The organism is Nannocystis sp. RBIL2, from assembly GCF_026626745.1.
Taxonomy (GTDB): Bacteria; Myxococcota_A; Polyangia; order Nannocystales; family Nannocystaceae; genus Nannocystis.
On record NZ_JAPNJW010000002.1, the window covers coordinates 3829525 to 3850969 of the forward strand.

At 72.3% G+C, this 21445-nt stretch carries 18 protein-coding genes; 7 read left to right on the forward strand and 11 right to left on the reverse strand.

Going from position 1 to position 21445, the window contains the following annotated elements:
* Positions 1-48: 48 nt before the first annotated feature.
* Positions 49-4536 (forward strand): protein kinase, encoded by a 4488-nt coding sequence (locus OV090_RS40235; protein ID WP_267710166.1) that lies wholly within the window; start codon positions 49-51, stop codon positions 4534-4536.
* 148 nt (positions 4537-4684) lie between these two features.
* Here OV090_RS40235 and OV090_RS40240 read toward each other — a convergent pair whose 3' ends face one another.
* The 5 genes from OV090_RS40240 to OV090_RS40260 form a co-directional block, all read right to left on the reverse strand.
* On the reverse strand, positions 4685-4963 hold the full coding sequence (locus tag OV090_RS40240; RefSeq protein WP_267710167.1) for a hypothetical protein: 279 nt from the start codon (positions 4961-4963) through the stop codon (positions 4685-4687).
* 312 nt (positions 4964-5275) lie between these two features.
* Positions 5276-6121, reverse strand: coding sequence for a hypothetical protein (locus OV090_RS40245; protein ID WP_267710168.1), 846 nt, complete (start codon positions 6119-6121; stop codon positions 5276-5278).
* A 69-nt stretch (positions 6122-6190) separates the two neighbouring features.
* Entirely contained in the window at positions 6191-7447 is a 1257-nt protein-coding gene (locus OV090_RS40250) for a S41 family peptidase (protein WP_267710169.1), read from the reverse strand.
* Between the two features lie 132 nt (positions 7448-7579).
* Positions 7580-8002 carry a zf-HC2 domain-containing protein gene (locus OV090_RS40255; RefSeq protein ID WP_267710170.1) on the reverse strand — a complete coding sequence of 141 codons (423 nt, stop codon included), beginning with the start codon at positions 8000-8002 and terminating at the stop codon, positions 7580-7582.
* The gene (locus tag OV090_RS40260; RefSeq protein WP_267710171.1) at positions 7992-8546 is read right to left on the reverse strand and encodes a sigma-70 family RNA polymerase sigma factor; all 555 of its coding nucleotides are present in this window, start codon (positions 8544-8546) and stop codon (positions 7992-7994) included. The genes OV090_RS40255 and OV090_RS40260 overlap by 11 nt, the downstream gene beginning before the upstream one ends.
* Before the next feature lie 134 nt (positions 8547-8680).
* Between OV090_RS40260 and OV090_RS40265 the strand changes: the two genes are divergently transcribed.
* From OV090_RS40265 to OV090_RS40275, 3 genes are all read left to right on the forward strand, one after another.
* A complete protein-coding gene (locus OV090_RS40265) occupies positions 8681-9709 on the forward strand; it encodes a hypothetical protein (RefSeq protein WP_267710172.1) in 1029 nt (342 codons plus the stop codon).
* Between the two features lie 334 nt (positions 9710-10043).
* Positions 10044-10619, forward strand: a complete 576-nt coding sequence (locus OV090_RS40270) for a hypothetical protein (protein ID WP_267710173.1) — start codon at positions 10044-10046, stop codon at positions 10617-10619.
* A 7-nt stretch (positions 10620-10626) separates the two neighbouring features.
* Positions 10627-11280 carry a hypothetical protein gene (locus OV090_RS40275; protein WP_267710174.1) on the forward strand — a complete coding sequence of 218 codons (654 nt, stop codon included), beginning with the start codon at positions 10627-10629 and terminating at the stop codon, positions 11278-11280.
* A 47-nt stretch (positions 11281-11327) separates the two neighbouring features.
* Here the strand turns inward: OV090_RS40275 and OV090_RS40280 are convergent, their stop codons facing one another.
* Positions 11328-12317, reverse strand: a complete 990-nt coding sequence (locus OV090_RS40280; RefSeq protein WP_267710175.1) for an AraC family transcriptional regulator — start codon at positions 12315-12317, stop codon at positions 11328-11330.
* Positions 12318-12456: 139 nt separating this feature from the next.
* Here OV090_RS40280 and OV090_RS40285 point away from each other — a divergent pair, with 139 nt between their 5' ends.
* Positions 12457-13467 (forward strand): aromatic ring-hydroxylating dioxygenase subunit alpha, encoded by a 1011-nt coding sequence (locus tag OV090_RS40285; protein ID WP_267710176.1) that lies wholly within the window; start codon positions 12457-12459, stop codon positions 13465-13467.
* Positions 13468-13602: 135 nt separating this feature from the next.
* On the opposite strand, the gene OV090_RS40290 is transcribed toward OV090_RS40285, so the two are convergent.
* The 5 genes from OV090_RS40290 to OV090_RS40310 all read right to left on the reverse strand — a co-directional run bounded on the left by OV090_RS40290 (position 13603) and on the right by OV090_RS40310 (position 19605).
* Positions 13603-13896 carry a hypothetical protein gene (locus tag OV090_RS40290; protein ID WP_267710177.1) on the reverse strand — a complete coding sequence of 98 codons (294 nt, stop codon included), beginning with the start codon at positions 13894-13896 and terminating at the stop codon, positions 13603-13605.
* Between the two features lie 21 nt (positions 13897-13917).
* Positions 13918-15975, reverse strand: coding sequence for an MYXO-CTERM sorting domain-containing protein (locus OV090_RS40295; RefSeq protein WP_267710178.1), 2058 nt, complete (start codon positions 15973-15975; stop codon positions 13918-13920).
* A 118-nt stretch (positions 15976-16093) separates the two neighbouring features.
* Positions 16094-17782: a metallophosphoesterase gene (locus OV090_RS40300; RefSeq protein WP_267710179.1), complete on the reverse strand. Its 1689-nt coding sequence runs from the start codon at positions 17780-17782 to the stop codon at positions 16094-16096.
* Positions 17783-17963: 181 nt separating this feature from the next.
* Positions 17964-18527: a superoxide dismutase family protein gene (locus tag OV090_RS40305; RefSeq protein ID WP_267710180.1), complete on the reverse strand. Its 564-nt coding sequence runs from the start codon at positions 18525-18527 to the stop codon at positions 17964-17966.
* Positions 18528-18891: 364 nt separating this feature from the next.
* The gene (locus OV090_RS40310; protein WP_267710181.1) at positions 18892-19605 is read right to left on the reverse strand and encodes a hypothetical protein; all 714 of its coding nucleotides are present in this window, start codon (positions 19603-19605) and stop codon (positions 18892-18894) included.
* Between the two features lie 364 nt (positions 19606-19969).
* Between OV090_RS40310 and OV090_RS40315 the strand changes: the two genes are divergently transcribed.
* Complete coding sequence (locus OV090_RS40315; protein ID WP_267710182.1) at positions 19970-21028, forward strand: HAMP domain-containing protein; 1059 nt, start codon at positions 19970-19972, stop codon at positions 21026-21028.
* Positions 20926-21357 carry an ATP-binding protein gene (locus OV090_RS40320; protein ID WP_267710183.1) on the forward strand — a complete coding sequence of 144 codons (432 nt, stop codon included), beginning with the start codon at positions 20926-20928 and terminating at the stop codon, positions 21355-21357. Before OV090_RS40315 ends, OV090_RS40320 begins: the two co-directional genes overlap by 103 nt.
* Positions 21358-21445: the final 88 nt, after the last annotated feature.

Genomic DNA, 21445 nt, shown 5'->3' on the forward strand with positions numbered 1-21445 from the left:
AGTGCGATGCCCTCTGAGAACCAACAGCGAGGCTGGCATACTGGCGACGTGTCGGGCTCCGAGACACGGGCGGCGAGCGCCAGGGCGGCCGCGACCACCGTCGAACAGAGCGGGGCGGGCCCGGGTGCGCCGCCGCCCGCGTCGAACCCGGAGGCCACCCTCGAGGCGACGTACGACGACCTGGCCCGGCACACCCCGGAGGAGCGCTCGCCCGTCGCCGAGGCCGACGCGCCCGGCGATCGACTCGGGCGCTACCGCCTGCTGCGCGTGCTCGGCCAGGGCGGCATGGGCGTCGTCTACGTCGCCTACGACGAGCAGCTCGACCGCCGCGTCGCCATCAAGCGCGTCCGCACCGACTCGCGAGGCAGCAGCGCGCACGGGCGGATCCTCCACGAGGCCAAAGCGCTGGCCCAACTGTCGCACCCCAACGTGGTCCAGATCTTCGAGGTCAGCGCCTCGGCCGGGCGGATCTTCATCGCCATGGAGTACGTCGCGGGCCGCACCCTGCGCGCGTGGACGACCCGCTGGCGCGCCGCCGGCGGATCGCAACGAGAACTCTTGGACATGTTTGTTCAGGCAGGTCGTGGCCTGGCCGCCGCGCACGCGCAGGGGCTCGTCCACCGCGACTTCAAGCCCGAGAACGTGCTCGTCGGCGACGACGGCCGGGCGCGCGTGGTCGACTTCGGCCTGGTCACCTGGGGCGACGAGGGCGACGAGCCCGCGCCCGCGCCCGCCGCCGACGAGCGCGGCCCGCAGCTGCGACTGACCGCCGCCGGCGTGCTCCTCGGGACGCCCGCGTACATGTCGCCCGAGCAATTCGCCGACCGCCTCGCCGACCCGCGCTCCGACCAGTTCAGCTTCTGCGCCGCGCTCTACGAGGCGCTGTGCGGCGCGCGGGCGTTCGCCGGCGAGACCGTCGCCGAGCTGCACCGGGCGGTCCTCGCCGGCGACCTGCGCGAGCCGGGCGAGCGCGTGCCGCCGTGGCTGGCCGCGGTGCTGCGGCGCGGCCTGTCGCGGCGGCCGGAGGACCGCTTCCCGTCGATGAGCGAGCTGCTCGACCGCCTCGCCAGCGACCCGCTCGCCGCGCGCCGTCAGCGGCTCCGCGTCGCCGGGCTCGCCCTCGCCAGCGCCCTCGCGTCAATGCTGTTCGTGCTGCTGGCCGTCGAGCTGCGCGAGCAGTGGCTGCGGGCCCAGGTCGAGCGGGCCGCCGAACGCTCCCTGGCCGCCACCGAGGCGCGCATCGCCGAGGCGCGCGCGGCCGGCGAGCCGGGCGCGGGGGCGCGGGCGTTCGAGGCGTTCGTCGCCGACCCGCGCCACGACGGCACCCCGGCGCTCGCGCGCGCGTGGCTGCACGAGGCGGCGCGCCGGCGCGACGACGGCGACAGCGACGCCGCGCGCACCGCCTTCGCCTCGGCCTACGTGCGCGCCGCGGCGCCCGACCAGCAGCTCTTGGCCCTGGTCGGCCTGGCCCAGCTGTTCCGCGCCCGGCTCGAGTGGGACGCGCTCGCCAGCCTGTTCCGCCAGCTCGACCACGAGCACCCCGGCGCCGCGCCGGAGCTGGCGGAGCTGCGGCGCGACGTCGCCTTCGGCCAGCGCGACTTCGCGGCCGCCCGCGCCGAGCTGGCCCGCGGCGGCCCTGCCAGCGTGCGCGCCCTCGCCGAGGCGCTGGTCGGCGCCAGCGCGACCGGCTACCGCGACGTCGAGCGCGTCCACGTCGAGGCCGACCGCGTGGTGGTGCTGCCCCTTCACGACGACCCGCGCGCGGTCCACATCGCCGCCCGCGCCCCCGGCCTGCCGCCGCTGCGCGCCTTGCCGGCCGCCGCCGGGACCCGGACGCTGCAGGTCGCCCCGGGCGAGCCGCTGTTCGCGGTGGGCCGCGGCTACGAGAGCGGCCTGCCGGTCACCCTCTACCGCGCCGACCCGGACGCCCTCACGCCCCTGCTCACCTGGGACGAGGAGGTCCCGACCGCCATGGCCGCCGCCGACCTCGACGGCGACGGCGTGCGCGAGCTGTACGTCGGCACCAGCGCCGGCCGCGAGCTGATCTCGCTGACCCCGCGGGAGGGCGGCCAGTGGGAGCGCCGCGTCGTCTACTCCGAGACCGACACGCTCGAGTCGAGCCCCAGCGGGCTCGCGCCGGTCGACCTCGACGGCGACGGCACCCTCGAGCTCGCCGCCAGCTTCACCGGCTGGCGCGCCTACGACGTCCGCCTGCTCCGGCTCGACCCGGCGACGCGGACCCTGCGGACCGTCGCCCGCGACAAGCTCGGCATGGTCCTCGGCCTCACGCCGCTGCGCGGGCCCGGCGGCGCGCCTTTGCTGGTCGCCCACAACATGCACGTCGACGCCAGCTCGCTGGTGTTCCCGCCCGACCGGCCCCACGGCGACCCCGCGGGCCTCTACGTCTACGCGCAGGCCGGCGATCGCCTGGTCCGGCGCGACCGGCTCGCGCACCCGCTGCCGCCCGGCGCGGTCCGCTTCGACTCGTGGCCGCCCAAGGTCGGCGACGCCAACGGCGACGGCCGCGACGACATCGCCCTCGAGTTCGCGCGAGGCGGCCGCACGCACACCCTGTTGCATCTGCAAGAGGACGACGGCCGCTTCACCCCGGTGCTGCTCGGCGAGCTGCAGGTCCTCGGATTCGCGCAGCTCGACGACGACGCCGCCGACGAGCTGCTCGCCAACGTCCCCGAGCCCGATGGCGGCACCCGCCTATGGGTCGTCGGCGCCGGCGAGGAGGCGCTCGCGCCGGTCCCGACCCCGCCGGCCCCGACGGCGGCGCCGGGGCTCGACGACCCGGCCTGGAACCGCACGTGGCGCCACGCCCAGACGCTGCAGAGCCTCGGCCTGCTCGACGACGCCGCCCGCGAGTTCGCCGACCTCGGCCGCCGCGCCTCGCGGCCGACCTCGCGCGCCACCGCCTACTACACCGCCGCGGTGCTGCGCGAGCGCTCCGGCCGCGAGCGCGAGGCCCAGGCGCTGTTCCGCAGCGCGAGCGAGGCCCCCGAGCTGGCCGCCGACGCGCTGCAGGGCGCGATGCGGACCCAGCTCCGCCTCGGCGACTACGAGGGCGCGCAGCAGACCCTGGCCGCGCTCGATCGACTGCCCGCGCTCGCCGGCGCCGTCCGCCAGGCGCTCGCGCAGCGCTGGGCCCCGCTGGTCGCCGTCGGCCGCGAGCGCGTCGACATCGGCTTCGACCGCCCGCTCGCGCCCGCGTGGACGCTCGACAAGCCGCTCGGCCTGCGTCACCGACCCGGCGCGCGCAGCCTGGCGCTCGCCGCCGACACCGCGGGCGCGCTGGCCTCGCTGCCGGTCGCGTGGCGGGGCGAGATGATCGAGCTCGCCGCGGACATCACGGTCGCCGAGACCGAGTGGGGCAGCGGCTTCGAGATCGCCCTGGTCCCCGAGGCCGACGCGCCGACCGCCACGCCGACGGTCTGGCTCGGCGCGCACACCCTCGGCACCAGCCGCGGCGGCGTCGAGGTCGCGCGGGTGTTCATGTGCGGCCTGGGCGAGCGGCGCCTCGGCGACTTCCAGCAGCCCCCGCTCGCGCCGCGCAGCACCGCGGTCGCCACCCGCCTGACCATGCGCGTGTCGGTGATCCCGGCCCTCGACGAGATCGCCTGCGAGCTGACCCTGCCCGACGGCACCTCTCGCACCCTGCGCGAGCCGCTGACCGGCGAGCTCCCGCCCGCGGGCCGCCATCGCCTGGTCCTGCGCACCCACGACCAGGACAATTCGTGGCTGACCGCCGAGGTCCACGCGGTGACCCTGCGCGGCTTCGCGGCCATCGACGCGCCGCCGGCCGACCCCGCGCGCGCGAGCCTCACGCGCGCGCTCGTCCGCGGCGACCCGGTCGAGGCGCTGGCGCGCTTCGAGCAACTCGGCCCGCTCGCGCCGCCCGAGCAGGTGTGGCGGGCCCACGCCCTGCTGCAGGTCGGCCGGATCGCCGAGGCGCGCGCCCTGCTCGGCGCCTTGCTCGCCGCGCCGGGGCCCGTGGAGCCGACGCTGCTGACCGCGCTGCGCGCCCGCCCCGAGCTGCTCGGCCCGCTGCTGCGAGAGCTCGACCCGGAGCGCTTCCTCGCCGAAACCCACGCCTTGTGGCGCAACACCGCCGTCAACCACCTCGCCGATCCACGGGCCAGGGACGCGCTGCTCGCCGTCCTCGCCAGCTTCGACGCCGAAGCGCTGACGCGCCCGACGCAGCCCCCCGACCGCCGCGCCCGCGCCTGCGACCTGCTGACCTGGCGCGCCCGCGCGTACCTCCAGGCGGGTGAACCGGACCACGCCCGCGCCGACTTCGAGCGCGCGCTGGGCCTCGCCGCCGCGCTCGCCCCCGACACGCCGCAAGCGGCAGAGCGCTGGCTGCTCTGGCTCGACCTCGCGTCGCTCGCCGCCGCGGCCGGCGACGTCCCCCGCGCCCGCGGGGCGATCGACCGCGCCCTCGCGGAGAGCGAGATGCCGCTCCTCGTCGCCGACGTCGTGCGCGCCCGCCCCGAGCTCGCGCCCCTCGCCCGCGAGCAGTCCACGCCATGAGTCGACGACGTCGCCCCGCGGCGGCGACATGTCTCATGAGCCAGCTTCGCCTGGTCTTCGAGCCAGCTCGAGAATCAACGCGAGCCTGCGCCGCCGTCGCCGACGACCTGGCTCCGTCAGGACGTATGGAAGAAGAGCCCGTCCTGGGTCAGGCCGCCGGCCGCTTGAAGCAGATCACGAGGTCGTTGGTGTTGCCGGCGTAGAGAGAGAGCGCGGCGATCTCGAAGCCCTGGGCGCCTGCGGCCTGGGCGCGCTCGCTCGCCTCCTCGTCGTCGTCGACGTGCTCGCAGTATTGTTGCCACTTGGTGGCTGCGGGGTTCGGCGGGAACGCGGTCTGGGCCTGCGCGCCGCGCATGGCGTTGGCGCTGCATCCGAGGATGATACCGGCGAGGACGAGGGCGATGGACTTCCACGAGGTCGACTGCATGTTCGCGGGCAATCTGTCACACGGCCACGGACCTGTCGAGACGGTCCCGAGCATCGGTCCGTTTCGTGATCACAGGCGCTGCAGACCACACGCCATGGCGTCGTAGATGGCGTGGGTGACGGCCCGGAAGGTGAATCCCTCGGCGGCTCGGTCCGCCCGCCTCATCGCGCGGAGCGGTTCTCCGACGCCGCGGCGCGGAGCTCGTGCCCAGTGATGCCCAGTGATGCCCAGTGATGCGGTCGATCCGACGATTCGCTGCGGCGCGGGACGGATCGTCCGATTCCCCGCTCGGCCAGCGAGGCTGTCGGCCCGTCACTCCAGGCGCATGAGCTCGACCGCACACGTCTTTTCGCCCGAGTACGTCACCGTCCCGGCCAGCGCATCGTCGCTCTCCAGCGCGAGCTCCACCTCGTAATCGATGCGGCGCCCGTCGTCGCAGGTGATCGTGCGGGCGAAGCTCACGCTGTCCTGCCAAGCGTCCACGATGGGCGGGTCGCCCCCGCACAGCGCAGCGTCCGGTAGACCCAATGATGTGAAGAGCAGCGCCGCCTCGTCATTGGACGAGCCGGCGACGACGATCGTGAGGAGCACGGAGGTGTCGTCGTCTTCCGCGACCTCGCACGCCTGCGTGTGGCCCTTCCATTTGCCCATGAGCGGCGGCTGTCCGCAGCCGCCCAGCGCGAGGCTCGAGATCGTGAAAACGACGAAAAGAACGAACTTGTACATGACGCACTCCTCACGAGTCTTGCTGCCGCTCGTGTCGATGACACCGGCTATCGCAGCCAATGGCATAGCCGCCCGCCATGCACTGTCAAGGCCGCGGCGGCAAGGACGATCTGCGACCGGCGTCACAGGCACGGCCGCGTCCGATCGGCGTCCGCCTGCCATCTCGAACACGCGCTGTCGCCCATTCGTCATGGTTTTGAACGTCGAGCCGCCGTCGCAGCAACGCCGCCCCCAGCGGCCGCACAGGCGCTCCGCCGGCGACCGCGACCACGGGCTCTCCGAGTCGGCGCACGCGAGAATGCGATTCGCACTGTGAATATCGATCAGGCCATCCGGGCAGACGGGTCCATGCGCGAATCCCACGAGGTGGCTCGGCGACGCCTCGACGCCGTCCGAGTTGCCCCCTCGACGCCGCTCTTGCGGCGAGCGCATCGGCCCCGTCTGCCGCCCCGAAGAACCTGTCCCAAACGCCAGGTTCTTGCGAGGCTTCTCGAGCCATGGCTACTTCGCCTGGTCTTCGAGCCAGGTCTTCGCCACCGCCAGGGCCGCGTCGGCCTCCGAGGGCACCGCGTCGAGCGGGTCGAGCTGCACCTCGGCGACCACCGGCACCGGCAGGTGCGGCTTGACCCCGCGGCCGGGCAGCGGCTCGCCGCCGGCGCCGACGAAGCGGCCGGTGCTGAGCTTGATCGCCCAGCCGTTGCCGAGCTCGTGGATGCTCTCGACCGTGCCCTTGCCGAAGGTCGGCGCGCCGATCAGCGTCGCGCGCTTGTGGGTCGCCAGAGCGTCGGCCAGGATCTCCGCGCCCGACGCAGTCTCCGGCCCGATCAGCGCCGCCAGCGGCAGGTCCTTCCAGCGCCCGTCGCCCTTGGCCGCGGCCGCCTTGCCGGGCTCGTCGCGCCCGGTGGTCGTCACGATCGCCTGGCCGTCGCGCAGCAGCGAGCCGGTGACCTTGATCGCCGCGTCGAGCACCCCGCCCGGGCACGCCCGCAGGTCGAGCACCAGCGACTCGGCTCCCTGGGTCTGCAGCGCCGCCACTGCCGCGTCGAACTCGGCCGGCGTCGTCTCGGCGAACCCGCGCAGGCGCAGGTAGCCGACCTTGTCGCCGATCAGCTTCGACTCGACGTTTTGGATCGCCACGGTCTGGCGGACCAGCTTCTCGTGCCACTCCTCGGTGTCGCGCTGGACGAACAGGTCGATGGCGGTGCCGGCGGGGCCGCGGATCTGGTCGACGATCTCGACCATCGGCTTGCCCTTGATCTTCGCCCCGTCGATCTCGAGGATCCGGTCGCCGCGCTGCAGCCCCGCAGTGGCCGCCGGCCCGCCGGCGATGGTCTCGCGGATCACCAGCACCCCGGCGACCTGCTCGATCATCACACCGACCCCGACGATCGTCCCGCCGGTGCCGTGCAGCAGCTCGGCCAGCTCGCGCGGCGCCAGCAGCTCGTTGATCGGGTAGGTCGTCGGCTGACCGAGCCGCGCCAGCATGCCCTCGACCGCGCCGGTGTAGAGCGTGCCAGGGTCGATCGCCGCGTCGACGTAGTGCTCGGCGATCAGCTGACGGGCCTTGGCGAACGCCTTCTCGGCGTCGGGCATCGCCTCGGCCCGCGGCTTGGCCGGCGCCTTCGTCGACGTCGTCGCCGGCGCCTCGACCAGCGCGGGCCCCTCGACGGGCGCCTCCTCGGCCGCCGCCGCCGCGTCGTCGGTCGCCGGGTCGCAGGCGAACAGGGCCAGAGTCAACAGCGAGAGCGGTCTACGCATTTTTCTCATGAGATGTCTCCAGGGTCAGGTGCATTGGATTTTTTGAGAGCAGGCCGATCGTCGCTCGTCGGAAGCTCGGCGTCGCTCGTCGAGGTTCTGCCGGATGCGTCATGAAGCCTCGATCGTCGCTCCTCAGAGGATCGGTCGGTGGATCAGCGGCGGCGCGGCGGCGTCGTAGCCGCGGACCCGCGGGGACGTCGAGGTCGCCACGTCGTCGCGCCCCGACTCGCGCACCAGCCACAGCGCGGCAGGCAGCACCAGCGCCGCGACCACCGCGTACGCGGGCACCGGCCGCTGCACCAGCGCCAGCCCGCGGCGCCACCAGCTCGGGCGGAACTCGCGTTCGACGGCGGCCCGCAGCCGCTCGCGCACGGCCGGCGGCGGCGCCTCGTGGGCGGCCTGCAGCGCCCCGTCGAGGTCGGCGCGCAGGCGGCAGTAGGCCACCGCACAACCGGCGCATTCGGCCAGGTGCCGCGTCACCGCGCGGCGCGGCTCGGGGGCCAATTCGTCGTAGGCGTAGTCGATCAGCGACGCGTCGCACTCTTCACATTTCATCGGCGGAGCCTCCCTCCGTCAGCAGGCGACGAAACGCCTGGGTGGCGGCGTGCAGCCGCGATTTGATGGTCCCCTCGGCGACCCCCATGAGCCCGGCGATCTCGCGGTAGCTGAGCTCGCCGAGCTGCTTGAGCAGGATGAGCTGGCGCTGCGCCTCGGGCAGCGCCGCCATGGCCGCTTGCACTCGCGCGGCCTCGCCGATCCGCACGTCCGGCGGCGCCGCCTCGGCCGGCCGCAGCTGCACCTGGGCCCGCTCGCGCAGCGACGCGTGGCTGCGTTCGCTGCGCTGGGCCATGAGACAGGCGTTGCGGGCCACCGCGAACAGCCACGGCGCGAATCGCCCGCGCCCGGGGTCGTAGCTGCGATCGCGCAGCACTTTTAAAAAGATGTCTTGAAACAGGTCGTCGGCGACTGCGGACTCGCCGACGATCCGGCGGATGTAGCCGTAGAGGCGCCGCTCGTAGCGCCCGTAGAGCCGGTCGAAAGCCGCCAGCTCCCCGTCGCGCAGCGCGACCACGAGCTCTTCGTCGGGGACCTCGGGCATCCTCGTCGCCAGGTATGCCCGAGCCGGGCGATTCGTTCGCCGGTTCGCGCCGCCCCCGACGACCCGCTGGTGCGAGATCGCACAGCCCCGCGCGCCCGCGCTCCCACCGCGCGCTCCTGCTACTGTCGCCGCCGATGCCCGCGCCCGCGCTCGCCCGCCTGCTCGCCCGCCCCTCGTCGCTCCTGGCGCTGCTGCTGGCCTGCGGCGGTAGCGGCGGGACCACGACCACGGAGTCCGCCAGCACCGGCGACTCGAGCTCCGGCACCACCGCCGAGACGACCTCGACGTCGTCGCCGACGACCTCGACCTCGACCGCGACCTCGGACGAGCCGACCTCGAGCTCGACCTCGACCACCACCGGCGAGCTCACCGACACCGGCGTCGGCCCGACCAGCGAGACGACCACGACGACGGGCGACCTCACCACCGGCGAACTCTCGACGACGACGACCACCACCTCGTCGACCTCGACCACCGACGACACCACGACCACCGGCGACACCACCACCAGCACCTCGACCGGCGACACCACCACTGGCGACACCACCACCGGCGAGCCCGGCGAGCTCGGCGAGCTCTCGGGTGATTGCGGCCTCATCGATCTCATGGAGCTCGAATCACCGGAGCCGTTCGTGTTCACCGGCGCGATCGACTTCGGCGTGGTCGGCTACGACTATGACCTCTTGACCGCGGGCGGCCAGCAGATCTACGACGAGGGCAACCTCAACCCCGGCTCGCTGTACTCGGAGATCGTCGCCTACGAGGTGCTCGCGCGCTGCGAGACTGCGGCGCTGCTCAAGACCGAGGCGACGATCGTCTACACCAACCCGATGGGCAAGAAGACCGACTTCCTGGCCGAGATCGACGGCCTCAAGGTCGGCGTCAGCGTGGTGCGTGCGGTCGGTTTTCCCAAGGACGCCCCGTGGACGGTCGCCCAGGCCGACACAATTTTAAAGGGCAAGCTCGGCGACATCAAGCTCAGCAGCGCCAACGTCGCCCCCGCGGACGCGTGGGTCAAGCAGATCTTGAGCGTCGTCGCCTACGGGCCGATGCACAAAGAGAGCCTGCTGACCGCATACGCGGCCCTGGACCCGGCCCTCAAGGCCGACACGATCCTCGTCATCACCGTCACCGACGGCGACGACGCGTTCATCTACAACTGAGTTTCCTTAACGAAAACTGCCCTGAAAGACAGGTGCAGGAACCGGCAGCGAATGGGCGCCCCGTAGCTCGAGAGCGCCGCCCCCTTGCTCCTTCGCTAGCAGCGCCAGCGCCACGACGTCGTGCTCGCTCGCAAGGCCCGCCGCCGACCTCGGCGACCCGACAACTGCGGCGTATCGGACCTCGGCGGCGAGCACTCCGCCCCGGAAGCGGCGGGGCCGACTGCTCGCTCGGCCGCGCTGAGGCCGCTGCCCGTCACGCCGAGTCCGCTGGAAGAGTTGCCGCCGCCGCTTGCTCGAAGTTGCCGCGTCGGTGCCCTCATCCACGCTGCCCGTCATGGTCCTCCCCTCGATCCCCCTGCTCATCGCCGCTTCGCTCTCCACGGCGCCTGCTGCCAGCGCGGCGCCCACGACGCCCGACGAGTTCCTGGACAGCCTCCAGACGCCGGTCGGATTGGAGAACGTCCGGCCTGTCGTGGAGCTTCAGAAGGTCGGTCGAGTGTCCATCGCCGTGCATACCGACGACGACGGTTCGGGGGTGGGTCTCGTCGCCGTCGGCGAGACGGTCATCGCCGAGTTGAGGTTCGCCGAGGGGTCGACGGCCTGGGAGACAGCGGACTTCTCGGCCCTCAATCTTGCGCAGGTGCACGGGATTGCCGCCAGCATCATGCAGGTCTGGCACGAAGATGCGGTGATCGAGGCGTTCACGGCCGCAACGGTCGACGACCGGGACCTCAAGTGTAAAGTCGCCGGCTCGCTCGTTGGTGCCACTGCAGGCATCCTGGTCGGCGCCGGTTGCGGGATCTTTTTCAAGAGTCCGGTCGGATGTGGCAAGGCCGCAGGAACCGCCTTCGGTTACGCTTCTTTTTACATCACGGACAAGTGCAACGGCGCGCAGAATCATCGAGAGTGAGAAGGCTTTGGATCCGCAAGACATCGCGCAGTACAGGCCCCTGCCGCCGCAGCGGTGGGGTTTCCTGCCGACGAATCGATTCTGGTATCACGCCTCGCTGACCCCCATCTCCCTCGTCTTCTGGGCCGGCGCCGCCGTCTTCTTCACCGGCTTCGATCTCTTCGCCCTGGTGTGGTGGCAGCAGTCGCTCGTGTGGATGGTATTTTGGTGGGTCTGGGGCGGGTTGGTGGAGCGATTCACCAGGAGGTACCTGGCGCGCCGGCGGATGCGGGCGCTCGCGGGTCCACGAACGGCTCTCTCGGAGAGCCTCGAGGAGGTGGCCGTCGAGGCGCCTGCGGGCGAGCTGGCGCCCCTCGCAGAGCGGCCCGTTTTGCCGTCGCCCGCTCCTGTGCCGCCCCGAACTCTGGAATCGAGGTTGGCACTCGTGCAGCAGGTCGAGTCGTGGGACCTCGCGTACGAGAGGCTGTTCGGCCGCGGCGCAGAGGTCGCCCAGTTCGCGTTCAACCTCGCGTTCGGGCTGGCGATCTTCCATCCGAGCTGGTTCGTCAAGTTGCTGGGAATCCTGGCGCTGCTCGCTGCTGCACGCGGCGTCGGCTCGTGGGAACGCCGGGCACTCGGACGCGTGCGCGCAGCGCTCCCACCGAGCTCGGTATCCGAGTAGCGTTCGCTCTCTCGCCGGCCACGCACCGACATGTCCTTCAGGACATCTCACTCGCCGCGCAGGCGCGCGCGGTAGCCTTCCGGCGTCTCGCCGGTCCAGCGGCGGAACGCCCGGAAGAACGCGCTCGGGGCCGAGAAGCCGAGCAGGTACGACACTTCGGAGAGCGCCTGCGGGCCCGCCAGCAGCTCGGCCGCTCGCTCGCGCCGCACCGCGTCGACCAGCCCCGCCAGCGTCTCGCCCTCCGCTTGCAGCTTGCGCTGCAGGGTGCGCGGCGCCAGGCCGAGCTCGTCCGCCAGCTCGAGCAGCGTCGGCGCCCCGCGGTGCAGCCGACGGATGATCTGCAGGCGCACGCGCGCGCGCAGCGAAGCATCGGCCGGCAGCCGCGACAGCTGCCCGCGCGCGAACCGTTCGAAGAACGCGTGCATCGCCGCGTCCGCGCCCGGCATGCGCAGCGCCAGCTCGGTCCGCGGCAGCACCAGCTCGTCGCACAGCGCCCCGAACTCGACCGGCCCGAGCGCGCGCCGCAGCGCCGCGTCCTCGGTCGGCCCGCGCCGCAGCCGGACCGCCTTCACCGCCAGGGCGCGGCCGAGCCAGCGCGGCCCGTTGACGAGGAAATCGAGGAAAGTGACCTCGGCCATCCACGCGTGCGCGCGGCGGGGCGGACCGAACGGGGTGTAGCGCAGCGCCACCGAATCGTCGCCGAGCCGCACCGCCTCGAAGCGCTCGCCGTCGGTGTACAGCGCCTGGAACGCGACGAAGCGCTCCAGCGCCGCGCCGAGGTCGGGGCAGGTCTGCAGCAGGAAGCCGAGCGCGTCGAGGTCGCCGGCGTCGAAGGCGGCGACGAAGCGCAGGCTGGCCGCGTCGCCGAGCCGCTCGCACACCGCCTCGATCAATGCGTACACCCCGAGCAGCGGCACGCGAGCGTCGGGGTCGGCGAGCGCCGCCGCGCCGAGGCCCGAGCGCGCCAGCAGCTCGTCAGCCAAGAGCCCCCCGCTCTCCGCGAACGCGAGCAAGCGCGCCGGGAAGTGCGAGCCCATGGTCGGCTCGGTCGCCGGGTGGCGCGCTCGGTCAGTCGTTCTGGCGCGGTGCATGAATGCGGCCCCGGGCTCGCTGCGCCACTCTTTCCGACGCGCCGGGCCCCGCACAGGATAGCCGGCCCGCGCGGAGCCGACGACGATGCGCCACGAACCTCTGACCCACATCCGCCGCGACCACGCGGAGTCCATCGAGGACGCGTGGTACGCGGTCGCTCGCGCCCGCGCGGTGACGCGAGGTCGCCCGCTCGCCCTGCGCCGCTTCGGCCGCGCCCTCGCGCTGTTCCGCGGCGCCGATGGCCAAATCGCCGCAGTCGACGCCGCCTGCCCGCACCGCGGCGCCGACCTGGCCGCCGGCCGCGTCGTCGACGGCGCCCTGCAGTGCCCCTATCACGGCTTCCGCTTCGCCCCTGACGGTCATTGCGTCGCAGCTCCTTGCGAGGGTCGGGCCTTCCGGATCCCCGCCGAGCTCGCCGCCCGCACCTACCCCGTCCGCGAGGCCCACGGCTTCGTCTGGCTGTGGTGGGGCGCCCCGCGCGATGACTACCCCGAGCCGTTCTGGCCTGACGGCATGCCCGACGGCGAGGGTTGGCGCACCGCCACCGGCGCGCTCGAGTGGGACGTGCCGCTGACTCTGGCGATCGAGAGCAACCTCGACATTCACCACACCCCGTTCGCGCACCGCCGCGTCACCCCAGGCCTCGGCCACCGCCTCGATCCGTACGAGGCCCGCCTCGACGGCGACACGATCTACAGCGGCGGCACCCTGCGGCGCGACGACGGGCGCCCGTGGGACGGCCGCAGCGGCCTCGGCATCACCTTGAACTGTCACTTCCCCGCGCTGATCTTCGGCGAGTTCCGCGGCGGCCGCTTGCTCGTGGCGTTGGCCCCGATCGACGCCACCCGCACCGCGCTGCTGTTCCGCTACCACCTCGACGTGCCTGTGATCGGCGGCCTGCTGGCGCGGCTGATGGTGCGGGCCGAGCTGCGTCTGGTCCAGCCCGACGATCTCGCCCAGCAGCGCGCCGCGGCCCGCTCCGGCCTGCCGCTGCACGCCTGCCGCTTCGTCCCCTCGGACCGCGCGATCGTGCTGTGGTACAGCCTCTACCGTCGCCGCCTCGCGGCCCAGCGCGCCGCCGTCGCCCAATCATGACAGTCGGCCGACGCCGGCGAATACCCTGACTGCCACGAACGCCGCACACGTCGCATTAAAAAACGATGACGCGGGCCGGGGTCCGGCGCCCGCGTCATCGTCGATCCACTCCGCGGATCGGGCCCTACGGGGGAATCAGGCCCGGGTCGCGGCGAAGCGGCGGATCTCCTCGCGGAACCACGAATCGGCCTCCTCCGTGAACTTGTAGTTCTCACGGATGTACGCCATCGTGTCCTTCTCGACATCGGTGTACTTGCCGCCGTCGGTGACGGCGCCGATCAGCTGCTTGGCGTCGGTGAGGGAGATCCGGCCGTCACCCTTGCCAGCGGTGGTGCGCTCGGCGATCTCGAGCATCTGCTTGTCGAACTTCTTACCGTCGATGATCTTGTAGTACGTCTCGGACATGGTGCCGGGGACGATACCGAACATGGCGGGCTCATGCATGTCCGCTCATCGCCGGCGGCGACGGGCGAATGCGAGCAGGACCAGGAGCATCGCCGCCGGCGGGCGCGAGTTCGCGCGGCAGCCACAACCATCGTTCGTGCCGTCCGAACCGGCGGTCGCGCCCGAATCGCTCGCACCATCGCTGCCCGACGCGTCCGTCAGTCCCCCGCCGGTCGGGCCGTCACCGGTGGTCGCGGTCGTGGTCGGACCCGAGTCGCCGCCCGACGGGTCGGGGCCCTCGGTGGGATCGCTACCGCTCGTCGGACCGTCGCTGGTCGGGCCGCCGCTGGTGTCGGGGCCCTCCGACGTCTCGCCGTCCGACGTCTCGCCGTCCGACGTCTCACCGCCCGAATCGCCGCAGGCGGGCGCGGGCGCGGTCTCGTCGACGTTCTCGGGGCGCGGGCCGTAATGCGGCGCCTCGCACCCGGCCTCGAGCGCGCCGAGGTCCGGGGCCGCGCCGAGGAACCCGCCGAAGCCGGTCAGCGGCGCGCCGGCGTCGACCGCGAGTGAACTTTGGGACAGGCTCACGTCGACCTCGTCGACCACCGGCATGTAGCTGGCGGGCGCGACGTAGCCGCTGGCGAAGATGTCGTCGCCGAGCAGCGTGCCGTGGGCCTCGAACACCCCCGCGGCCTGCATCGCCGCGAAGTCGGGGTAATCGCCGATCCCCTCGAACTCGAACTGCCCGTCGGGCCAGTAGCCGTTGTAGTCGATCTCGCCGTTGGCCGACGGCGCGCTGAACAGCACCGTCTGCCCGCCCTCGGGCTCGGCGCGGGTGACGTAAAGGTTGTTCAGCAGGCGGAAGTCGTGCGCGGTGTCGGTGGTCTGGACCTGGTTGGCGCGGCTGGGGCTGACGAAGGTGTTGTGGAGGATGACCGCGCCGACGGTCTCGCCGGTGTCGCTGTTGGCGTGCAGCTTGGTCTGCTCGTCCTTGACGTTGACCACCACGTTGCGCAGCGCGTAGGCCGGCCCGCCGAAGATCGGCTGGAAGCTGAGCGGCGAGTACGAGTTGAGCAGCAGGTTGCGCATCGCCCGGGTGTTGCCGGTCGAGCCGTCGAGCTCGATCGCGTTGTCGTAGGCCGAGCGGGTGATGTTGCCGTAGATGTCGATCGCCCGCGCCCCGTCCTGCGCCGTCTTGATCGCGTCGCCCCAGCCGACCATCTCGTTGTGACACACGACGTGGCCGAAGCCCTGGACGACGATGCCGTCGACGTTGGCGTTGACGCCCCCGTCGTCCGAATAGACGTTGGGCCATGCCAGCGGACCGACCAGGGTGTTGTCGCACAGGTAGAAATCGAGCTGGTCCTCGCGCGCGCCGATGCCGAGGTTCACGTCCTCGATGTGGACGCGCCGGACCACGTTGCCCTCGGCGCCGGCGGTCTGGAAGCGGATCGCCCGGTTGGCGTTGCGGATCGTCAAGCGCTCGATGTGGACGTGGCTGCCGTAGACCTCGATGACGTTGCCGCCCGCGCCCTCGCCGTCGAGGATCGTGCCGTCGCTGCTGGCGCCGCGGACGACGATCGGGTCCTCGGCGGTGCCGCTGCTCTCGATCGACCAGGTGCCGCCATAGGTCCCGTCGGCCAGCTCGATGACGTCGCCGGGCTGGGCCGCCCCGAGCGCGTCGCCGAGCTCGCCGGCGTCGCTGACCTGGATCACCTTGGGCGCGGCCGGGTCGCCCGGCACCGGCCGCGTCGTCGCGGTCACCGTCCACGTCTCGTCGAGGCCGTCGGGGTCGACCGCGTGCAGCTCGAGCTCGTAGGTCGTGTCGGGCCGCAGGTCGAACACGCTGCCGGCGAACTGCTGCGGCACCTGCAGGTTCACCACCTCCGGCCGCACGCGGAACAGCGGCACGCCGACCTGCCATGCGGCCTCGCCCATCGGGCGGTAGCGCAGCTCGATCGCCGCGTCGCGGTCGTCGTCGTCGCCGATCAGCACCTGCACGCCGAGCGTCACCACAGTCGGCCGGTCGAGCACTGTCTCGACGATCGTCAGGTTCTCGGCCGCGAGCGCGGGCGCGGCGGTCAGCGTCAAAGTCGTAATCGTAAGGAGCGGGAGCGTACGCATGCCCGCGCAGCGTAGACAAAAACCGCGGGCGGTTGCGCCCGGGGCCGGGCCGCGGCGACGTGGGTAAGCCCGGGGCCTGCGCCCGCTCGCGCCGGCAGTCGCGGGCCCACACGCGCGATCATTTGACGTCGAGCTCGATCGTGAACTGCTGATCGCTGCCGAGCAGGTAGCGGTCGAACAGCGGCGAGTAGCTGCGCACGTGCATGGTCTTGCCGTCGGGCAGCAGCTCGAGCAGGCGCAGGTAGCCCTCGCCGCCGAGCTCGCGCATCTGATAGTTGGCCAGGATCTGATGCACCACGTTGCCGCGGTCGGTGATGCTCTCGAGGTAGCCGGTGCCATCGCCGAGCACGTGGCCGTTGAGGGTGAGCACGAAGCGGTGGCGGCGGATCAGCTTCTGCCACAGCTCCTCGCCGTCGTTGACCCCGCCCGGCGTGTCGTACTCGTGCGGGTTGAAGTCCTGCGGGAACGCAGGGTCCTTGTGGTCGTAGCGGCGATCGTTGTTGTTGAGGTACGCGTGGGTGACGAAGATGCCGAGGCGGTCCGGGTGCTGCTCCATCACCGCGTTGGCCCAGTCGATCACCGCGTCGCGCGGGCCCCACTCGAGCATGACAGCGATCCACTCGTGGCCGCCGGCGGAGAACAAATGATAGGTGTTGTCGAGCTTGCCCTTCTCGAAGGCGCCGCCGAAGCTCGGGCTCAGCGCCGCGTCGTCGAAGTCGAACCATTCGTTCATCTTCGTGTCGCGGGTCGACGCGTCGCCGGAGGGGCCGTAGTCGTGGTTGCCGGGCACGATCCCGTACGGCACGATCCCGTCGAGCAGGCTCATCGAGCCGCTGGCGCGCCGCCACTCGAGCTCGGTGTTGTTGTTGACGATATCGCCGAGGTGGAACGCGTAGGCGATGTTCAGCGCCTCGGCGTTGCGGGCGATCCACGACGTCTGGGCGTCGAATACGCCGGGGTAGCGCAGCGAGTAGACCTGGGTGTCGGGCAGCACCGCGAACAGCGTCGAGTCGGCGGTGAACGGCAGCGACTGCGGCGGCGGGGTCGGCTTGATCGGCATCGTCTTGCGCACGCACACGCCCTCGACGTGGGCGGCGAGGTTGGCGAAGAAGTTGGTGATGAAGGCCTCCTGCTGCAGGTCCGAGCCCATCGGCGCGTCGAGCGGCAGGCTGGCCAGCACGATCCGCCCCTGGCCGTACGCGCCCTCGAGCAGCGCCCCGTTCGAGCCGTCGCCCGCGCCCGCCAGCACCACCTCGAAGCCGCCCTGCTCGACGAAGGCGTCGCGTCCGAGCTCGCCGCGCCACGCCAGCCGGCCGCCGTCGATCTCGATGCCCGCGAGCAGCGGATGATCGGGGTCCAGCACCTCCAGCTCGACCAGCTTGGCCGCGCCGCGCCGCGCAGTGTGGGTCGTCGGCAGGAACGGCGGCACCGCCTCTGCGGCGGCCGACTGCGCCAGCTCGAGCACGACGTTGGCCTCGTCGACGAAGAAGTACAGGTCGTCGGCGTAGCTCTGCATGTACTCGGCGTATTCGGGCAGCTCGCTGGCGCCCGAGCCGAGCACGATCAGGCCGTCGAGGCCCCACGGGGACTGGTCGAGCGGCAGCGGACCGACAGTGAAGCCGGCCGCCTCGAGGCGCGCGCTCACGCCCTCGTAATCGGGGGCCATCACCCACGCGCGCGGCTCACCGTTGCCGCACGGCACGTGTTCGGCCTCGCCGAACGGCGCCGGCGTCGCCCCGTGACAGGCCGCCGAGAAGACGTATCCACCGAGGAAGATGCCCGTTCGCCCGCTCCGCCAAAACGCCATGCACCGAGCGTATCAACCGGGTGCATCAGCCTGGCGGAGGCGCGGCAATTTTTCGTGCGCGATTGTCACGACCAAGTGCCAGCGCGGACAGCCGGACCGCGCGCCGACCTTGCGAAGGTGGAAGCCAATTGTCACGACCGCGTGCCGGCGCGGCGAACCGGCTCGCGGGTCGACCTTGCGACTATGGAAGGATCGGCTTGGTGTCGCCCGACAGCGCGCGAATGACCCCACACGCCAGCCGGGCCCCGGAGTTACCGGCCGGCTCGGTCATCAGATCGTCCGGGTCGGCGTGGACGACCACCGAGCGGCCGAGGACCCCGCGCGGCCCGGTGTCGAGGGTGATGATGTCGGTGGTCATGGCGATCGCGGCCCGCCCCCCGGCGTCGGCCTCGATGTTGCCGAGGTCGCCGAGGTGGTGCTCGGGCCCTTCCGGCCCGCCGTGCATCTTGTGCTCGGGGTTGAAGTGCGGCCCGGCGCTGCTGCCGTCGGCCGCCGAACAGTCGCCGAACTCATGAATGTGGAAACCGTGCAATCCGGGCGTGAGCCCCTGGATCTGCGCGCGCACCCGCATGCGATTGGCGGTGACCCGGGTGAACTGCACGGTGCCCCGCACGCCGCTGCCGGCCAGCGGCTCCAGCGTCGCCAGCGCCGCGCCCTCCTCGCCGGACGACGAGGAGAAGCAGGCGAGCGGCCCCAGCAGCGAGAATAGCGAGAGCGCGGCGATGAACGAGGTCAATGGGCGCATGTGTGGACTCCTCGATCCGCAAGCGTGGGCCAACCCCCGACACCGGCAACCACGCGCACGCGACGACTCGCCCCCGGACGGGCCATTCGCGGCGACCTTTCAGCGATGAATCCTGTAGGGCCCGTCAGCTCGCGCTCCAGCGGCCCCGCCGCGAGGTCCGAAGCGCGAGGGGTCGATCTCCGCCGCCCGCCTCGCCCCCGGCGGGCCCTGCGACGCCCGCCCAGCCGTCCGCCCGGCAGCCGCGACGGACGCCGCGCGCAGCTCGATATGCCTCAAGGGACATGTCCATCCCCCCCGATGACTTTGCGCCGCGGGCGCCGCGGATCTGCCCGAAAGGACATATCCGCGAATGCGTGGCCTTGCCTCAGCCGATCAGCTCGCCCCAGAACGGAATCGCAGCGGTATCGACGGTCGCGGGCCGCTCGTACTCGGCGTCGACCAACTCTTGCAGGAGATAATCGCGGAGGTCTCGGCCGTAGACGATGATGTCGCTCTGCCACACCGACAGCACCAGCGTCGGGCCCTCGGCGAGCACGTAGCGATGGCCGTAGATCGGCAACAGCCGCGGCGCGCCCGCCACCAGCGTCTCCACGCGGGCGCGCCGCTCGTCCGCTTCGCCGGGCCGCGGGCCCCAGCTGTCGGGCCACAGCACATTGTTTTCGACGTCGAATACCAGCCCGTCGACGAGCTGGGCGAACGCCGCGCGGATCGCCGCCTCGTCGCGCTGCCAGTGGTAGAAGCCGGGTGCTTCGTCCGCGACCAGGCGGTCGTCGTCGTCGAACCCCGCGCAGAACATCCGCGGCTCGGTCGCGTGCAGCACCTGCAGGAACAGGCGATGCTCGGCCGGAAAGCGGACGTCGAATCGCTGCTCGACCTCCGCCAGCTCGGCGTCGGACAGCCCGCCCGTCCACCGCGTCCCGCGGCGCCAGTCGCAGCCGCCCGCGCCGTTTTTCTCGAAATCCGCGAGCGTCGGCTCTGCGCCGCGGCTCCACGCCTCCTCGGTCTTGGCGCCCAGCCACCGCAGGAACGGCTCGCCGAATTCGCCCGGGACTGTCTTCGTGGGCCGCTTCTTCGCCATGCGAGACTCTGGCGACAGCCTATCACACCGCGCCGCTTCGCCGGTGCTCGCCACGCGGACTGCCGGCCTCGAATCAATCGGGAACGCGCCCGCGCGGCCTTCGACGCGACGGAGTCAGTCCGAGGTCGCCGCGCGTACGCGTCGAGCAGCGATTCGTCGGACCAGCTCGACCCTCGGCGCCTGAGTCCGAATCGACATGTCCGTTCAGACATGTCCAATGAGCGCCGCGAACCTCCCCGACCTTCGCCGCCGCCCGCGCCGCTGCCCGCTGCCGATCCGCCTGCGTCCGCACATCCGCCTCCCGCGCCGTATCGGCCCGTGCGCGCGGCGCCCGGCCGGCGCGTGCGTCACTCACGGGTTTGCCATGTCGACCGGCCGGGGCATCCGCCTGCGCACGCTCTCGTGGGCCGTCACCCTCGTGGTGCTCGGCGTGGCGCTGGCGGTCACTGCGGCGCTGGTACTCTTGACCAGCTACATTCATCAGACCAATGACAGCCTCGCGGCCTCGGTCGAGAGCGTGCGATTGACGCGGGAGATCGAGCTCACCCTCGACCTGCTGGCCCACGTCGGCCCCGACGACCTGACCGCCCGCCACCTCCGCGGCGACCTGCGCGAGCTGTTGCAGGAGGCCGGGCACCACGTCCTCACCTCGCAAGAGGCCGCCACTCTCGTCGAGGCCGCCAACCAGATCGATCTGTATCTCAACGCAACCCGCGACCACCTGATCGCCCCGATCGAGCTGACGCGCCTGCGCGGCGCGGCGCTCGACGCCACCGATCGGTTCGTCGCGGTCAACGTCGCCCAGTCGCTGATCGCCCGCGAGCGGGCTGACCATTGGGACAGGCTCGCCAACCGCATCGGCCTCGGCTGCGGCGCCTTCTTGCTCGGCGCGGCCGGGCTGCTGGCCTGGTGGCTGCGGACGCGCGCGTTCCAGCCGCTGATCGGCCTGGCCGCGACCATGGAGGCCTTCGCCCGCGGCCGCCGCGACGCCCGCGCCGACGAGGTCGGCCCCCACGAGCTGCGCGAGATCGCCGGCCGCTTCAACGCCATGGCCGACGTGCTCGCGGCCCAGCGCGCCGCGCAGATGACCTTCCTCGGCGGCGTCGCCCACGACCTCAAGAACCCGCTCGCCGCCCTGCGCCTGGCCCTCGCCGCGCAGGCCCGCGATCCCGACTCGGCCGCCCGCACCCGCCGCACCTCGAGATCGTCGAGCGGCAGACCAGCCACCTCGGGCGCATGGTCGGCGACTTCCTCGACATCGCCCGCATCGAGGCCGGCAAGCTCGAGCTGCGGCCGGTCGACGCCGACCTGCGTGAGCTCGTGCGCGAGTCGGCCGCGCTGTTCGACGGCTACCCGCACCACCAGCTCGCCCTCGAGCTGCCGGACGAGCCGGTCGCCATCCGCTGCGACCCGCTGCGCGTGACCCAGATCGTCGTCAACCTGATCAGCAACGCCGTCAAATACTCGCCGCAGGGCGGCCCGGTCGGGATCGCAGTGAACGCCACCGACGAGCTCGCCACCGTCGCCGTCCGCGATCACGGCATCGGCATGAGCGAGGCCGAGGTGCGGCGGATCTTCGAGCCCTTCTCGCGCGTGGGCCTGTCGCGCGACGCCATCCCCGGGGTCGGCCTCGGCCTCCACGTGGTGCTGCAATTGGTCCGGGCCCACGGCGGCACCGTCGACGTCGACAGCGCCCCCGGCCGCGGCTCGACCTTCCGCGTCCACTTGCCGCGGCGCGGGCCCCCAGGCTGAGCGCCGGCGGAGGGCCATGCCGGGCGACGCCAGATCGCGCGCGCCGTCACGACGCCGCGGGTCGCGATGATGACGAGCGCACGACCTC

What these genes read in the sequence shown, in the direction of transcription:
- OV090_RS40240 (WP_267710167.1), bottom strand. Translation starts at nt 4,963, where the DNA reads ATGCAGTCGACCTCGTGGAAGTCCATCGCCCTCGTCCTCGCCGGTATC.
- OV090_RS40245 (WP_267710168.1), bottom strand. Translation starts at nt 6,121, where the DNA reads ATGCGCTCGCCGCAAGAGCGGCGTCGAGGGGGCAACTCGGACGGCGTC.
- OV090_RS40250 (WP_267710169.1), bottom strand. Translation starts at nt 7,447, where the DNA reads ATGCGTAGACCGCTCTCGCTGTTGACTCTGGCCCTGTTCGCCTGCGAC.
- OV090_RS40255 (WP_267710170.1), bottom strand. Translation starts at nt 8,002, where the DNA reads ATGAAATGTGAAGAGTGCGACGCGTCGCTGATCGACTACGCCTACGAC.
- OV090_RS40260 (WP_267710171.1), bottom strand. Translation starts at nt 8,546, where the DNA reads ATGCCCGAGGTCCCCGACGAAGAGCTCGTGGTCGCGCTGCGCGACGGG.
- OV090_RS40265 (WP_267710172.1), top strand. Translation starts at nt 8,681, where the DNA reads ATGCCCGCGCCCGCGCTCGCCCGCCTGCTCGCCCGCCCCTCGTCGCTC.
- OV090_RS40270 (WP_267710173.1), top strand. Translation starts at nt 10,044, where the DNA reads ATGGTCCTCCCCTCGATCCCCCTGCTCATCGCCGCTTCGCTCTCCACG.
- OV090_RS40280 (WP_267710175.1), bottom strand. Translation starts at nt 12,317, where the DNA reads ATGGGCTCGCACTTCCCGGCGCGCTTGCTCGCGTTCGCGGAGAGCGGG.
- OV090_RS40285 (WP_267710176.1), top strand. Translation starts at nt 12,457, where the DNA reads ATGCGCCACGAACCTCTGACCCACATCCGCCGCGACCACGCGGAGTCC.
- OV090_RS40290 (WP_267710177.1), bottom strand. Translation starts at nt 13,896, where the DNA reads ATGTTCGGTATCGTCCCCGGCACCATGTCCGAGACGTACTACAAGATC.
- OV090_RS40295 (WP_267710178.1), bottom strand. Translation starts at nt 15,975, where the DNA reads ATGCGTACGCTCCCGCTCCTTACGATTACGACTTTGACGCTGACCGCC.
- OV090_RS40300 (WP_267710179.1), bottom strand. Translation starts at nt 17,782, where the DNA reads ATGGCGTTTTGGCGGAGCGGGCGAACGGGCATCTTCCTCGGTGGATAC.
- OV090_RS40305 (WP_267710180.1), bottom strand. Translation starts at nt 18,527, where the DNA reads ATGCGCCCATTGACCTCGTTCATCGCCGCGCTCTCGCTATTCTCGCTG.
- OV090_RS40310 (WP_267710181.1), bottom strand. Translation starts at nt 19,605, where the DNA reads ATGGCGAAGAAGCGGCCCACGAAGACAGTCCCGGGCGAATTCGGCGAG.
- OV090_RS40315 (WP_267710182.1), top strand. Translation starts at nt 19,970, where the DNA reads ATGTCGACCGGCCGGGGCATCCGCCTGCGCACGCTCTCGTGGGCCGTC.